This is a genomic window from Cryobacterium sinapicolor (genome assembly GCF_004403465.1).
Classification (GTDB): domain Bacteria; phylum Actinomycetota; class Actinomycetes; order Actinomycetales; family Microbacteriaceae; genus Cryobacterium; species Cryobacterium sinapicolor.
Window position 1 is genome coordinate 1 of sequence record NZ_SOGQ01000075.1, and the last position, 13,146, is coordinate 13,146.

General features: G+C 69.1%; 17 protein-coding genes. 10 read left to right on the plus strand and 7 right to left on the minus strand.

The genetic code is table 11. The features are described from left to right. Nucleotides 1-109 (plus strand): integrase core domain-containing protein (locus E3T28_RS13115; RefSeq protein WP_166786917.1); only part of this gene is annotated, 109 nt, incomplete at its 5' end. Here E3T28_RS13115 and E3T28_RS13120 read toward each other — a convergent pair. Genes E3T28_RS13120 through E3T28_RS13130 form a run of 3 tightly spaced genes read right to left on the minus strand, consistent with a single transcriptional unit; the run spans nt 106 to nt 2,179 of the window. Further along, nucleotides 106-1,290, minus strand: coding sequence for a UDP-N-acetylmuramate dehydrogenase (locus tag E3T28_RS13120; protein ID WP_134432053.1), 1,185 nt, complete (start codon nt 1,288-1,290; stop codon nt 106-108). The genes E3T28_RS13115 and E3T28_RS13120 overlap by 4 nt on opposite strands. A gap of 11 nt (nt 1,291-1,301) precedes the next feature. After that, nucleotides 1,302-1,736 carry a MaoC/PaaZ C-terminal domain-containing protein gene (locus E3T28_RS13125; protein ID WP_134432056.1) on the minus strand — a complete coding sequence of 145 codons (435 nt, stop codon included), beginning with the start codon at nt 1,734-1,736 and terminating at the stop codon, nt 1,302-1,304. Then, nucleotides 1,733-2,179 carry an FAS1-like dehydratase domain-containing protein gene (locus E3T28_RS13130; protein ID WP_134432059.1) on the minus strand — a complete coding sequence of 149 codons (447 nt, stop codon included), beginning with the start codon at nt 2,177-2,179 and terminating at the stop codon, nt 1,733-1,735. The genes E3T28_RS13125 and E3T28_RS13130 overlap by 4 nt, the downstream gene beginning before the upstream one ends. 55 nt (nt 2,180-2,234) lie before the next feature. Here E3T28_RS13130 and E3T28_RS13135 point away from each other — a divergent pair, with 55 nt between their 5' ends. The 4 genes from E3T28_RS13135 (at nt 2,235) to arsM (ending at nt 5,178) form a co-directional block, all read left to right on the plus strand. Beyond that, nucleotides 2,235-2,699, plus strand: coding sequence for a GNAT family N-acetyltransferase (locus E3T28_RS13135; RefSeq protein ID WP_166787036.1), 465 nt, complete (start codon nt 2,235-2,237; stop codon nt 2,697-2,699). A 48-nt stretch (nt 2,700-2,747) separates the two neighbouring features. Continuing rightward, nucleotides 2,748-3,356 (plus strand): HEAT repeat domain-containing protein, encoded by a 609-nt coding sequence (locus E3T28_RS13140; RefSeq protein ID WP_134432065.1) that lies wholly within the window; start codon nt 2,748-2,750, stop codon nt 3,354-3,356. Nucleotides 3,357-3,417: 61 nt separating this feature from the next. After that, nucleotides 3,418-4,170, plus strand: coding sequence for an SGNH/GDSL hydrolase family protein (locus E3T28_RS13145; RefSeq protein WP_134432068.1), 753 nt, complete (start codon nt 3,418-3,420; stop codon nt 4,168-4,170). Nucleotides 4,171-4,275: 105 nt separating this feature from the next. Then, nucleotides 4,276-5,178 carry an arsenite methyltransferase gene (gene arsM / locus E3T28_RS13150; protein WP_134432070.1) on the plus strand — a complete coding sequence of 301 codons (903 nt, stop codon included), beginning with the start codon at nt 4,276-4,278 and terminating at the stop codon, nt 5,176-5,178. Between the two features lie 56 nt (nt 5,179-5,234). On the opposite strand, the gene E3T28_RS13155 is transcribed toward arsM, so the two are convergent. Then, nucleotides 5,235-6,146 (minus strand): carbohydrate kinase family protein, encoded by a 912-nt coding sequence (locus E3T28_RS13155; RefSeq protein ID WP_134432073.1) that lies wholly within the window; start codon nt 6,144-6,146, stop codon nt 5,235-5,237. Between the two features lie 428 nt (nt 6,147-6,574). Here E3T28_RS13155 and E3T28_RS13160 point away from each other — a divergent pair, with 428 nt between their 5' ends. Beyond that, nucleotides 6,575-7,549 carry an ornithine cyclodeaminase family protein gene (locus E3T28_RS13160; protein WP_134432076.1) on the plus strand — a complete coding sequence of 325 codons (975 nt, stop codon included), beginning with the start codon at nt 6,575-6,577 and terminating at the stop codon, nt 7,547-7,549. Nucleotides 7,550-7,685: 136 nt separating this feature from the next. Here E3T28_RS13160 and E3T28_RS13165 read toward each other — a convergent pair whose 3' ends face one another. Beyond that, nucleotides 7,686-8,672 (minus strand): DMT family transporter, encoded by a 987-nt coding sequence (locus E3T28_RS13165; protein WP_134432079.1) that lies wholly within the window; start codon nt 8,670-8,672, stop codon nt 7,686-7,688. Between the two features lie 72 nt (nt 8,673-8,744). Between E3T28_RS13165 and E3T28_RS13170 the strand changes: the two genes are divergently transcribed. Further along, nucleotides 8,745-9,647, plus strand: a complete 903-nt coding sequence (locus tag E3T28_RS13170) for a LysR family transcriptional regulator (RefSeq protein ID WP_134432082.1) — start codon at nt 8,745-8,747, stop codon at nt 9,645-9,647. An 89-nt stretch (nt 9,648-9,736) separates the two neighbouring features. On the opposite strand, the gene E3T28_RS13175 is transcribed toward E3T28_RS13170, so the two are convergent. Continuing rightward, on the minus strand, nt 9,737-9,916 hold the full coding sequence (locus E3T28_RS13175) for a hypothetical protein (protein WP_134432085.1): 180 nt from the start codon (nt 9,914-9,916) through the stop codon (nt 9,737-9,739). A gap of 107 nt (nt 9,917-10,023) precedes the next feature. Here E3T28_RS13175 and E3T28_RS13180 point away from each other — a divergent pair, with 107 nt between their 5' ends. Further along, entirely contained in the window at nt 10,024-10,455 is a 432-nt protein-coding gene (locus E3T28_RS13180) for a hypothetical protein (RefSeq protein WP_134432088.1), read from the plus strand. Between the two features lie 220 nt (nt 10,456-10,675). On the opposite strand, the gene E3T28_RS13185 is transcribed toward E3T28_RS13180, so the two are convergent. Further along, nucleotides 10,676-11,389 (minus strand): TetR/AcrR family transcriptional regulator, encoded by a 714-nt coding sequence (locus E3T28_RS13185; RefSeq protein ID WP_134432097.1) that lies wholly within the window; start codon nt 11,387-11,389, stop codon nt 10,676-10,678. 133 nt (nt 11,390-11,522) lie between these two features. On the opposite strand from E3T28_RS13185, the gene E3T28_RS13190 reads away from it, so the two are divergent. Together E3T28_RS13190 and E3T28_RS13195 are read left to right on the plus strand one after the other, a co-directional pair. Continuing rightward, complete coding sequence (locus tag E3T28_RS13190; RefSeq protein WP_134432091.1) at nt 11,523-12,239, plus strand: DUF4386 domain-containing protein; 717 nt, start codon at nt 11,523-11,525, stop codon at nt 12,237-12,239. 23 nt (nt 12,240-12,262) lie between these two features. Beyond that, the gene (locus tag E3T28_RS13195) at nt 12,263-13,078 is read left to right on the plus strand and encodes an FAD-dependent oxidoreductase (RefSeq protein ID WP_134432094.1); all 816 of its coding nucleotides are present in this window, start codon (nt 12,263-12,265) and stop codon (nt 13,076-13,078) included. The last annotated feature ends 68 nt before the right edge of the window (nt 13,079-13,146 follow it).

Sequence of the window (13,146 nt, forward strand, 5' to 3'; positions counted from 1 at the left end):
CACCTACCAGCAGTGGGTCCATGACTACAATCACCACAGACCCCACAGCGGCATCGGAAACACCCCACCCATCAACCGCGTTCACAAGGTCTCTGGGAGTTACAGCTAGGCGTCGAGGCCGACCAGCACGGGCTCGGGTTGCAGGATCACGCCGAACTCGGACTGCACCCGAGCCTCCACCAGTCGGGCGAGTTGCGCGACCTCGTCGGCGGTGGCCCCGCCGGTGTTGGTCAGCGCGAGCGTGTGTTTGCTGGAGATCGCCGCACGGGAGCCCGGCAGCCGGAAGCCCCGGGGTATCCCCGAGTGCTCGATCAGCCAGGCGGCGCTCAGCTTCACGAGCGGAACGGGCCGGGTACCGGGGATCGGCCCGACGCCGGCGTATTCGTCCAGCGGGATCACCCGATCGGGCAGCTCTTGATCGCCGAGCGGCCATCGCGGCACGGCGTCCGGCAGGGTGCGCGAGAACGCCAGCGACACGATCGGATTGGTGAAGAAGGACCCGGCGCTGCGGGTGTCGGTGTCGTCCGGGTCGAGCACCATGCCCTTCGCGGCGCGCAGGGCCAGCACGGCGCCGCGCAGCTGCGCGAGCGGCACCCGGTCGCCGAGTTGCACGCCGAGGGCGGTCGCGAGCTGCGGGTAGGCCACCGGCCGGCTGAGGGCGCCGCCGAGAACGGATGCCTCGGCGCGCGTGTCGTGCAGGTTCAGTTCGACCGCGATCACCAGCCCGCGGAGCCCCTGTTTCAGAGCGGAGGTGCGGTAGCCCAGTTCGAGTTCGCCGGCCGCCATCCGTCGCCGTTCGCCGCGCTCGTGATCGAGGAAGTCGATGGCCGCAAGACTGTTGCCGAGTTCCTGGCCGTAGGCACCGATGTTCTGCACCGGGGTGGCCCCGGTCGACCCGGGGATGCCGGACAGTGCCTCGATGCCGGACCAACCCTTCGCCACGGTGTAGGCCACCAGCTCGTCCCAGGGCTCGCCGGCCTGCACCCGCAGCACCAGCGAGGACGAGTCGGACGGGTCAGAGGACGACGGCGAGACGATGCTCATCCCGCGGGTCAGCACCCGGATCACCGTGCCGTCGAAGCCCGCGTCGGCCACGATCGTGTTGGAGCCCCCACCGAGCAACAGCCACTCGTCGCCCGAGGCCCATACCTCTAGCGTCTGGTCCACCAGGTCCTGCTCGGTGGCCGGGGACACCATCCGGGCGGCGGGGCCGCCCACGCCCATCGTGGTCAACTCGGCGAACGTCGGCGCAGCAGAAGCGGCAGAAACAGAGGAAACGGGGCTCGTCATCGGAGAACCGTTCAGACCAGCCGCACGCGTGCCTGCGCCTTGCCGAGCACAGTCACCTCGCCCGACGAGACGGTGAGGTCGATGCGGGCGACGCCGGCATCCGTGTCGATGGCGCCGACCTTGGCGACCACGGTCACGACTGCGACACCCGCGGCCGGCACCAGCACGGGGCGGGTGAACCGCACCTGGTAGTCGACGATGCGGCCGGGGTCACCGGCCCAGTCGACGACCGGCTGCACGACGAAGCCCATGGTCAGCATGCCGTGCGCGAGCACGCCGGGCAGTCCCACCGACACGGCCACGTCGTCGCGGTAGTGGATGGGGTTGAAGTCTCCGGATGCGCCGGCGTAGTGCACGAGGGAGTCGCGCGTGAGCGGGAACGTGCCTTCGGCGATGACGTCTCCGACGGTCAGGTCGGCGAGGCGGGGCGTAGCGATGATGGTCATTCGTCTCCCCTGACGACGAGGGTGGAGGTCGCGGTCACGACGTGCGCGCCGGCGGCGTCGACGATGGTCGACACGGCTGTCACCATGGAGTGGCCGCCGAGGCTCTTCACGCTCGCGACGGACAGCGTGGCGGTGAGCTCGTCGCCGGCCACGATCGGGCGGCTGAATGTGAACCGCTGGTCGCCGTGCACGACGCGGGTGAAGTCGATGCCGGCATCCGGTTCGGCCAGAAGCTGCGCCAGGGTGGCCTCCTGCACGACCACGGCGAACGTGGGCGGGGCGACGACGTCGGCGTAGCCCGCGGCGCGCGCGGCCTCCGGGTCGAGGTTGATCGGGCTCGTGGCGAAGACCGCGCGGGAGAACTCGCGCACCTTCTCCCGGCCGACGAGATAGGGGGCGACGGGCGGGAAGACCCGCCCCTGCAGTTCGGGGTTGACAGTCACAGGGCGAGTTTACCGGCCTCGGCCGGGGACGGCGCCATCGGGCAGACTGGCTGATGTGAAGATCAAGCGCGTGCGTCTGGGTGACCCTGAGGTGGTCCCGCTCCTGACTGACCTGGCGCGGGAGTATGACGAGCGGTACGGCGACGGCGACTCCGTGCACGACGTTTCGGCGGATGCCTTCGCCCCGCCGAGCGGCGTGTTCCTCGTGCTGCTCGATGGGGGCGTGACGGTGGCGGGTGGCGGCATCCGTCGCCTGAGTGAGACGACCGGCGAGGTGAAACGGATGTGGACCAACCCGGCCTACCGCCGGCAGGGCCACGCCGTGGCTCTGCTCGCCGCCCTCGAGGAGGTGGCGCAGCAACTCGGCTACCGGCGCCTGCGCCTGGAGACGGGCCACGCGCAGCCGGAGGCGCTCGCGCTGTACCGGCGCCTCGGCTACCGGGAGATCGGCAATTACGGGATCTACGAGAACGCGACCGGGTTCGAGCGCACGTTCGCCGTGCCGGAGGGCCTCCCCTGATCTGCGGCATTGGCCAGCGACACGCCCGCTTGCTACCGTAGACCTGTCATGCCTAACAAATTAGAGCCACACCCCGACCTTCCCATCGACCTGCCCACGGCCGAGCGCATCCATGCGGCCGTCGCGCATTATGGCGAACAGGTCGTCATCGACAACTCCGTCGCGCTGCTGCGCGCCAAGAACGCCGGCAAGGACTTCCTGCTCTACGCCGGCGGACGCCACGCCCTGGGCATCCTCGAAGGTGCCCCGGCCCTCTACTGGCCCGAGCTGTGGGGCGCCCGCGCGCTGCTCTATGTGTGGGGCGAGACGGCCGCGCCGTACGTCGTCGTCGGCATGAACAACCAGGCTTGGCGGGTGCGCGAGATGTGCGCCAAGGTCGTGCTGCTGCGCGGCCTCGCGGTTGCGCCCAAGCTGGTGCGTTTGACCACCGACGAGGTTCCGCGCGTGCGCGCCGCGGCCCTGCACGCGCTGGCCGCCCAGGGCACCGCCGACCACCTCGCCACCATCGTGCAGCGTCTGCGCGACCCCGACAAAGAGGTGCGCCGCGCGGCCCAGCAGGCCCGCGACGTGCTCAACGAGCGGTGCAACCTCACGGTCGAGCAGGGCCAGGGCATCGAACAGACCCACGGAACGCGGCACACCCACCCGAGCGAGTAGCCGAGCCCGGCACCGGGACACACAGCACCGAGCACACACAGTACCGAGACGGGGGGTCCGGATGTTCCATCGCTTCGTGGCCATGGGCGACAGCTTCACCGAAGGCGTCGGAGACAACTTGCCGGGCGGCCAGGTGCGTGGCTGGGCCGACCTGGTCGCGCTCGGGCTCGCCGCGGCATCCGCTCACCCGGTCTCCTACGCGAACCTCGCCGTGCGCGGCCGCCTGCTCGGACCGATCGTGGACGAGCAACTCGAGCCCGCGCTCGCGCTCGGCCCCGACCTGCTCAGCATCTGCGGCGGCGGCAACGACGTGATGCGCCCGCGGGTCGAGATCCCCTACGTGGTCGACCTGATGCGGCAAGTCGTCGACCGGGCCGAGGAGCAGGGTGTGCACGTGCTCGTGCTCAGCGGGGGCAATCCCTCGCATCATCTGCCGCTCGGCAACCTGATGCGGCGGCGCGGGGACCAGCTGGCGGATGCTGCACGCGCGGCCTTCGACCGGCAGGGCGTCACCCTCGTAGACAACTGGGCCGACTCCGAACTGGAGCACAAGCGGTTCTGGTCGGTCGACAAGCTGCACCTCAACGCCCTCGGGCACACCCGGGTGGCCACCAATGTGCTGGCCGAGCTGGGGGTTCCGGTTCCGGTGGAGTGGCTGGATGCGCCCGCCGCGGCCGACGAGCAGGTTCAGGGCACGGCCGCCTACTACCGGGAGTTCGTGCTGCCGTGGATCGGGCGCCGGCTGACCGGACGCTCCTCCGGCGACGGCCGCCCGCCCAAGCGCCCCGCCCTGGAGCCCGTCGACGTCGGCTGACCGCGCCCCAGCATGGATTGACGGGAATCGGTGCTCGGCGGTAGATTGCATCGATAGTCATCAATATATGCAGGACCGTGCAGGTTTCAGTCGAGGGAGAACGACATGAGCGAGAACAACAACCCGGTGCGCGACGAGGTGCGCGCCCGCTATGCGAGCGTGGCCCTCTCGGTCACGAACGAGGGGCGCCGGTCGCTGCTCGCCGCCGTGCCTGCCGCCGCGAGCTGCTGCGGCGCCGACGCAGCGGCTGCCCCGGGCACGGCTGCCAGGGCAACCTCCTGCTGCGGTACCGGCGACACCGCCGCCGAAACCCCTTCGTCCATGGATGCTGCCGCCTGCTGCGCGCCGGTCGCCATCGACGAGAGCCTCGTCTTCGGCTCGGCGCTCTACGACGACGCGACGACCGCTGACCTGCCGGGCGCCGCACTGCTGGCGAGCCTCGGCTGCGGCAACCCCACCGCGGTCGCCGACCTGCAGGCGGGCGAAACCGTGCTCGACCTCGGCTCGGGCGGTGGCATCGACGTCCTCCTCTCCGCCCGCCGGGTCGGTCCCACTGGGTTCGCCTACGGCCTCGACATGACCGACGAGATGCTCGACCTCGCCCGGCATAATGCGGCCGCAGCCCAGGCACAGAACGTCGAGTTCTTGAAGGGCACGATCGAGGAGATCCCGCTGGGCTCCGGCAGCATCGACGTCGTCATTTCCAACTGCGTGATCAACCTGTCGACCGACAAACCCGCCGTGATTGGAGAGATGTTCCGCGTGTTGCGGCCCGGCGGGCGCGTCGGCGTGTCCGACGTCGTGGCCGAGAACCACCTCGCGCCCGCCCAACGGGCCGAGCGCGGCTCCCACGTGGGCTGCATCGCCGGCGCCCTCTCGATCGCGGAGTACGAGACCCTGCTCGCCGCAGCGGGCTTCGAGCAGGTGAGCGTCACCCTGACCCACGAGGTGACCGACGGGATGCACGGGGCCATCGTGCGGGCGGTCAAGCCGGCCGGCGCCGTCTAGCCGGCGAGTCGTTTAGCGGGCCGGTGCCGTCCGTCCGGGCCTGCCAGCGCCGTCTCTCACTGACCGGCGGCCGGCACACGCAGCAGGGCACCCTCCTGCCGGCAGGTGGCCGCCGCGATCCGCATGGCGGCGACCAGCAGGGCCTGCCAGCCCGCGGCATCCGTGGGCACGCCACGCGTCAGCATGGTCTGCACGGACGAGGCGAGGGTGGCGTCGCCGGCTCCCATGGTGTCGACGACGGCCCCGGGGAGCACGGCGATCGGCTCGCTGACCAGCAGATCGGCACTGGCGACGGATGCCCCCGCGCGCCCGGCCGTGGCCAGCACCGTCCGCGTGCCGCCGGCCAGCAGCCGCTCCCGCAGTTCCTCGAGGGTGCTGCTGTAGAGCAGCTCGGCATCCTCGTCCCCGACCTTCGTGAGGAGGCTCCGGGCCGCGATTCGTTTGAAGTTCGCCGCGAACAGGTCGCCGTCGGCGAGCATGCCCGCTCGGGGGTTCGGGTCGATCACGAGGCGGCGTTCCGGCTCCGCGACCGCGGCGATGAAGGCATCCGTCTGGGCAGTGTCGTCGAAGGGGAAGCAGCTCACGACCACGAGGCGGGCGTCGTCGAGGGCCGCGCGCTCGGCCGGACCGAACTCGATGCGGCGCTTCTTCGCGGCCTCGTTGAAGGCATAGCTGGGCTCGCCGTCGGTGCGGTCGGAGGTGGCGCGGGAGCTGCCGAACGGGCCGGGAGTGGCGACCAGGGTCACGTCGTGGGCGGCGAGGAACTCGCGCAGCCGGGCGCCGTCGGCGTCGTCCCCGACCATGGCGATCAGGGTGGTCGGCACACCGAGCACGGCCAGGCCGACGGCCACGTTGAGGGCGGCGCCGCCGGGGAACTCCAGGCGTGAACCGGGACTCAGCATCTCGTCGATGAGGGCGTCGCCGACCACGACCACGCGGCTCTGCTCCGTCAGGTTCTGCTCCGTCATGCGGTCTCTCCCTTATACCTGCCACCAACCGTGTGGCACCAAGCCTAGGTGCGTGAGTCCCCGTCAATCTCGAACGAATTCGACGGAGATTCTCGTGCAGAACCGCCTTTTCGGCCGCGTGAGAGGCGATTTTGCCAGAATCTCCGTCGAATTCGTTCGGGGCGGGCACCCCACGCCGGCCGCACCGGCCGGCCTAACCAGACTCGGCCGCGTTTGTCCAGCCCCTTCCGCCGGGTGAGGCCCGGCCGTAGGATCATCCATAGGCAGGGTTGCTCCCCGAACACCGGTCCTTAGTCCCTGATTGCAGGGTCCGAATGAGACCGGAGCGAAGCACCCTAGTCGGGGGCAGGACATCATCGGGGTGACCTGCCCCCACACCACAAATAGCACCGGATCAGCTTTTACAGCACGTCAGGTACAGTCGGAGCATGGCCTTCGACGCACCGACCCCGTTGATCGCGCCGCCCCCTCCGGGAGCGCAGCCCCCGTGGATCTCCGCCGACGAGATCTTCGCCCGCGTCGGGTTCGGTGCTGCGGCGCGTGCCCTGCAGGCCGCCGTGCGCGCCGGGCTCGACCCGGCGCACGATTTCTCCCGCAGCATCCTGCCCCTCGACCGCGGCCAGCTGCTGCTCATGCCGTCCCGGTCAGCGGAGTACGTGGGCGTCAAAGTCGCCACCGTCGCACCGGGCAACCTGCAGCTCGGCCGTCCACGCATCCAGGGCGTCTACCTGCTGATGGATGCCGCCACGCTCAGCCCCGTCGCCCTGCTCGACGGCATCGCGCTGACGACCCTGCGCACCCCGGCGGTGTCGGCCGCCGTCGCCGACCTGATTGCGCCCGCCGAGGTGGAGCACCTCGTTGTGTTCGGCGCGGGACCCCAGGCGGAGGGCCATGTCGAGGCGATGCGGGCCATCCGTGACGTAGGACGGGTCACAGTGGTCGGCCGGCACCCGGGCCGCGCCGAGGCGCTTGCTGAGCGGGTGCGGGCCGCCGGGCAGCCCGCGCAGATCGGTACCCCCGACGCCGTGCGCGACGCGCAGCTCATCGTCTGCGCCACCACCGCTCGCACTCCGCTGTTCGACGGATCCCTGGTCCCGCGGGACTCCTGCACGGTGGCGGTCGGGTCGCACGAGCCCGACGCCCGCGAAATTTCCAGCACGCTGATCGGGCGTGGGCAGGTCGTCGTCGAAAACCGGCAGGTCGCGCTGCGGGAGGGCGGCGACGTGCTGATCCCGCTCCGGGAGGGCGTGATCGAGGCCGGCTCCCTGGTGCCGATGCGGGACATCCTGACCGGCACGGTCGCCGTCGACCACACCCGTCCCCGCGTGTTCACGAGCTCGGGCATGTCCTGGCAGGACCTGGTGGTCGCCGCCGCCGTCTTCCGTCAGGAGGGCCGCGGATAGTGTCGAACCAACTCGACGGAGATTTTCTGCTGAGAACGGTTTTTCAGAGCGTTTGGCACCGTTTCGGGCAAAATCTCCGTCGAATTCGTTCAGGACCCGGCGGACCCGGGCTCGCCGAACCGCGGGCGGACCGGCTTCAGCCCACGCGGGCGGGCGACGGATGCGGCGGCGACGGTACCGCAGGCACGGCCGGCACCGCGGGCACCCCCGGCACCGCGCGCAGCCGGTGCCCCTGCTCCACCCGTTGCCCCCAGGAGGTGCCGGCAATGATCAGCCCGGCCCCGAGCACCGCCACCAGGCCGAGCCTCTCACTGCCAAGGCTCACCCCGACGAGCACCGCCCAGACCGGCTCGGTGCCCATCAGCAGGCTGGCGCGCGCGGCGGAGGTGTGCCGGATGGCCCAGGTCTGGGCCAGGAACGCGAAAACGCTGCAGGCCAGCCCGAGGTAGAGCACGCCGAGCCAGGCGGCTGGGCCGAAGGCGCCGATCGCCTGCAGCGTGCCCGGCGCATCCGCCGCGGTGAACACCAGGGCCCCCACGGCGGCCTGCACCAGCGTGATCGTAAGCGTGCCGGGCCGACGGCCGGCGGAGTCGGCGCGGGTGAGTCGGCCGACCATGGTGACGTGCAGGGCGCGAACGAGGGCCGCCGCGAGCATGAGTAGATCGCCCGGGTTCGGGGTGCGGAAACCGTTGCCGGACACGAGCAGCGCCACCCCGACGACCGCGAGAACCGCGGCCACGAAGAACGAGCGTGGCAGCCAGTTGCGCGCCGCGACCGACTCGAGGATCGGGGTGAGGATGATCGTCAGGCTGATGATCAGGCCCGCGTTCGTGGCCGAGGTCACGGCCACACCGGCCGTCTCCAGCCAGAGGATCGCCGCCTGCGTGAGCCCGAGCAACCCGCCCACGGCCAGCTCGGTGCGGGTCGGCCGCCGCGGCCGACTCAGCGCCCAGATCAGCAGCAGGGCCAGCGCGGCCACCAGGAAGCGCAGCGACAGCACGGCACCCACACTCGCCTGCTCGGTGAGTATCTTGGCGGCGAGGTAGCTGCCACCCCAGACCAGCGCGACGAGCAGCAGCACGGCGTCGATGCGGTAGCGTCCGAGCCGCAGGAGGAAGGTCATGGGCCAATGCTGCCGGGCGGCATCCGTTAAGTCTAGATGGCCAATTCTGAACCGACACTTTAGTGTTTACTTATGGATCTGCATCAGCTCTTTATCCTGCGGGAACTCGGCGAGCGCGGCAGCGTCGCCGCCGTAGCCCGCGCGCTGTTCGTTTCGTCCTCGGCGGTGTCGCAGCAGCTGTCCGCGCTGCAGCGCAGCACGGGCGTGGCGCTGACCGAACGACGTGGGCGCAGCCTTGTGCTGACACCCGCCGGCACGGCTCTCGCCACCGCCGCCGCCGGCGTGTCCACGGCGATGGCCGCCGCCGAGCAGTCGGTGGCACATTTCCACGAGGAGCCGGCCGCGCCGGTAAGCCTGTCGGCGTTCCACAGTGCCGGGCTGGCCTGGTTCGGGCCCCTGATCTCCCGACTGTCCGGTCCCGCCGGACCGCCGCTCCGCTGCGGCGACGAAGATGTCGCCCGGCAGGATTTCCCGGCACTGGTTGCCGACTACGACCTCGTCATCGCCCACCGCCTGCCGCACGATCCCCTCTGGCCGGAACGGGTCACCGTCACCCCACTGCTCTACGAACCGCTGGATGTGGCGCTGCATGTCGGACATCCGTTGGCCGGGCGGTCCTCGGTTTCGGTCGCCGACATCGCCAACGAGCCCTGGATCGCCGGGCACCCGGGCTTCCCGCTCGCGGAGGCGGTGAATGTCGTCGCGGCGAGCGCCGGGCACCCGCTACGGATCGAGCACCGCATCAATGAGTTCTTCGTGGCCGCCTCCGTGGTCGCTTCGGGGTCCGCGATCGCGCTGCTGCCGCGGTACACGATGGCGCCGGCGCCGGGGGCCGGCCTGGTGTTGTTGCCGATCGACGACCTGCGGGTCGGCCGCCAGATCGACGTTCTCAGCCGCCCCGAGACGCTGCTGCGGGCCTCGGTGCGCCGGGTGCTGGGCCAACTGGGTGCGGTGGCCGGCTCCCGCACGGAATGACCACTCCGGCGCACGAATCCGATCCACCGCCCTGGTCGGCGTCGCAGAGGTCTTCCAGCGGACCCCCAACGGGCGCTGGAGCCGCAGCCTCACTGCTCGACCAGCTGCTCCCAGTCGCGCTGCACATCGCGGGTGAACTGCAGCCGCCTGACCATGGCGGGAATCTCCCACACCAACCAGATGGGGACCAGCAGGCACGGCCACAGGCCGGCGGGGGTCTGCATCAGTCCGAACACGGCGACGAGCATCGCCAGGGGAATTTTGACCACGGTATCGACCCCCTCAGCGCCGCGCGGTGGAAGGAAATGACTACCGATCATTGAGGCTCCGGGAGCGCGCATCCGCAACGTCGGCGACCTTGGAAACAGCAGAGAAAGTGCCTACCCGCGATCCCGTGCCGCGTCGCCGAACCCGGCCGAAATCTGCCGGGCAACCCGGTTCGCACCCGACTTCCATCCTGACTGGGCATGCTGGAACCCGAATCGTCCCCCACTTCGGCCGGCGGGCGGCGCTGGAAGAGGTCTTCGGCGCCTTCGTGAGGATCGGCCAGGTGCACCGGGCGGACGGCTTGGCCGCCCTGGTCGACTTCGGCTGGGCCGGCCGGCTCGACCTGCAGTTGCGGGAGACGATCCAGGAACTGCTGATCGCCGACCTCCAGTCCGACCCGCAGCCGGGCCTGACGCGGGCATCGGTCGACCGCAGTGAACGGGGAGGGGAATCGACCGAGGCCCCGCCGGAGGCTGGGTTGTTCGGCGATTCTTTGCCTAGCGGCGTGACAAAAGATCGTCCCGTTCCGTCTGAGGTATGAGAGTCCGTGTGATCCGTGGCGGGTCGCGTTCTGTCTGGCACTACCAAAGTCAGCAGGCGGGCTCGCCCAGCTCGTTTCGTCCCGGGGCCCGTTGTCCATCCACGGGCACCCGGTGACGAGGCCTCTGCGCTAGCCTGCCGATTCCGGAGTCCAAAACTGAGCCGGGCGGGTGAACCGCAACCGGGGCTGGGCCCGGGGCAGCGTGACTCACATCGACGAGCTATCGCTCGGACGTCCATCTCCGCCGATGAAGCCGCTCGAATCCGTCCAGGAGCAGATCGAGCGCGAACTCGAACTCGTATTGGTCATCGCAGCCGCGTCCGACAACGGAGTCGTCGTCATGCGGTGTCGCTGTGGCGATCGTCACGATGTTCGGGTAGAGCCTTGCCATGTGTGCGAACATCTCAGCCTGGGCGTCGGGGCTCGCCGGCGGTTGGGCATTGCCCTTCGGATTGCCTGAACCTCCGAACAGCTCCTGTGTGAATCCCCACATTCGACCACCGAGGGCGTGCATCACGTGGTGGGCCAGGTCGGGTGTGAACCCGCCCGCCAGGAAGATTCCCGCGAACGAGTCCTGGTATTCCAACACGGAGGGGGTCGGTTTACTCCGCGACTCGATTGCCTGACGTGCCCAGCGGTGATGGTGGAGCGCGCTTCTCGCGGACAAGACACGGTGCCGGATGGCGTCTCGCCAGCAGGAGTCGAGAACGGGAGGGTCGATCTCTCGGATGATGACCTCGACCATTCCGTCGAGCAGGTCCTCCTTGTCGGCGACGTGTTTGTACAGCGCCATGGGCACGACGCCCACCTCCTGTGCGAGTCGGCGCATGCTCAACGCGTCGATGCCGATCTCATCCGCAAGGGTGACTGCCGCCTCGAGGACTCGCTCGCGGTTCAACCGCGCACGCCTCGGTACTTGCGTTTTCTGGCCCATTGATACTCTTCCATGCCGCCGAAGATCACTCATTGACAAGTGTACGAAGTACACTTTACACTTCCAACAAAAGGCATACGTCGTACACCTCATTCCGACTGTGTGCGGCACACCCCGAATCGAAGGGAAAGTCATGAAGTTATACAGACCGACCGCCGTCGTCGCCGGCGTGTTCTTCCTCCTCACCGAGGTAGGGGCCATTGCAGGGGCCATGCTCTACAGTCCGATCCGAAACGTCGGCGACTACATCACCGGCGGCGGCCCGGATGGCCCTGTCCTCCTCGGCCTGCTTTTGGAACTGCTTTTGGTGATTGCTGCCGTCGGGACCGCCGTCACGCTGTACCCGATCCTGAAGAGGCAACACGAGGGGTTGGCGCTGGCGTTCGTCGCCGCTCGCGTGCTGGAGGCAGCGGTCATCCTCGTCGGAACCCTGAGCCTGCTGACGATCGTCTCGCTTCGCCAGCAGTTCGTTGGAACCGGAGACGCCGACCCGGCCACACTGGCCACAATCGGTTCCACGCTTGTGGCCCTGCGCGACTGGACGTACCTGGTCGGACCGAACTTCGCCTTCGGTGCCGCTTCACTGCTCCTCGCTTCGCTCATGTACGCGTCCCGCCTGGTGCCCCGTGGCATTGCCGTGCTCGGGTTGGTCGGTGGGCCGCTGGTCAGCTTCTCCGCGATCGCCGTGATGCTCGGACTCTATGGCCAGTTCTCCACCCTCGGCCTCCTCGTAGCGCTCCCGGTATTCGCGTGGGAGTTGTCTCTCGCCGCGTGGCTCATCGCCAAGGGCTTCCGGCCGGCGAGCATCCTCGCCCCTCCCACCGCTCCGGTCTCCACAGCCGCGCGGTGAGGGCCGGGACAGGCCAGGTCGACATGAATACCACCAGAACCGTTGCCATTGTCGGAGCCGGGTATGCCGGCGTGTTGGCCGCCAACCGCCTGCAAGCATCGCTCACAGAAACTGAACGCCTCAGAATGAGCATCGTGATGGTCAATCCGCGGGCGGTTTTCATCGACCGGATCCGACTTCACCAACTGGCGGCGGGAACGACGGATGCCGCCACCATCCCTCTGGACCACGTCCTCCACCCTGACGTCACCGTCATCGTGGGTGAAGTCACCCGAATCCTGCCGGAACGGAACGGCATTGTGATCGACGCAGCGAAGGGGCCAATCGAACTGCCGTACGACGTACTGATTTACGCCGTCGGCAGCGGCGCTCCACCGTCGATTCCGGGAGGCGCCTCCTCCCATTCGGTGGGAACCCACGACGAAGCCCTCATGGCGGGCGCAGCGGTGCGGAGACTTGTACCGGGCAATCGTATCGTTGTCGTCGGCGGTGGGGCCACTGGAGTGGAAATGGCATCGGAACTTGCGGAAGAGAACCCTCAGATGGACATCGCGCTTGTGTCAGCGGGACCGTTGCTGAGTTCGCTGCCGCAGCGAGGCCGGAAGTACGTCAAGAGCACCTTGGCGTTCCTCAACGTCCAGGTCGTCGAGAACGAGCGCGTTGTCCACGTGGACATGAACTTCGTGGAGCTTGAAGGCGGGCGGAGGATTCGAAGCGACCTGACGATCTGGGCCGGGTCCTTCACTGTGCCGGCGCTTGCACGAGCGAGCGCTTTGGCGGTGGATGCCGCGGGGAGGCTGAATATTGGCTTCGTTGGGCACCACTTGTGGTGCGGTTGAGCCCCACTGTTCAGATGCGTGATTCGTGTCGTTCAGCCCCACTACCGGCGTGGTTGAGCACCACCTGA

Coding starts and splice junctions, on each gene's coding strand:
- E3T28_RS13120 (WP_134432053.1), bottom strand. CDS start 1,290: ATGACGAGCCCCGTTTCCTCTGTTTCTGCCGCTTCTGCTGCGCCGACG.
- E3T28_RS13125 (WP_134432056.1), bottom strand. CDS start 1,736: ATGACCATCATCGCTACGCCCCGCCTCGCCGACCTGACCGTCGGAGAC.
- E3T28_RS13140 (WP_134432065.1), top strand. CDS start 2,748: ATGCCTAACAAATTAGAGCCACACCCCGACCTTCCCATCGACCTGCCC.
- E3T28_RS13145 (WP_134432068.1), top strand. CDS start 3,418: ATGTTCCATCGCTTCGTGGCCATGGGCGACAGCTTCACCGAAGGCGTC.
- arsM (WP_134432070.1), top strand. CDS start 4,276: ATGAGCGAGAACAACAACCCGGTGCGCGACGAGGTGCGCGCCCGCTAT.
- E3T28_RS13155 (WP_134432073.1), bottom strand. CDS start 6,146: ATGACGGAGCAGAACCTGACGGAGCAGAGCCGCGTGGTCGTGGTCGGC.
- E3T28_RS13160 (WP_134432076.1), top strand. CDS start 6,575: ATGGCCTTCGACGCACCGACCCCGTTGATCGCGCCGCCCCCTCCGGGA.
- E3T28_RS13165 (WP_134432079.1), bottom strand. CDS start 8,672: ATGACCTTCCTCCTGCGGCTCGGACGCTACCGCATCGACGCCGTGCTG.
- E3T28_RS13170 (WP_134432082.1), top strand. CDS start 8,745: ATGGATCTGCATCAGCTCTTTATCCTGCGGGAACTCGGCGAGCGCGGC.
- E3T28_RS13185 (WP_134432097.1), bottom strand. CDS start 11,389: ATGGGCCAGAAAACGCAAGTACCGAGGCGTGCGCGGTTGAACCGCGAG.
- E3T28_RS13190 (WP_134432091.1), top strand. CDS start 11,523: ATGAAGTTATACAGACCGACCGCCGTCGTCGCCGGCGTGTTCTTCCTC.
- E3T28_RS13195 (WP_134432094.1), top strand. CDS start 12,263: ATGAATACCACCAGAACCGTTGCCATTGTCGGAGCCGGGTATGCCGGC.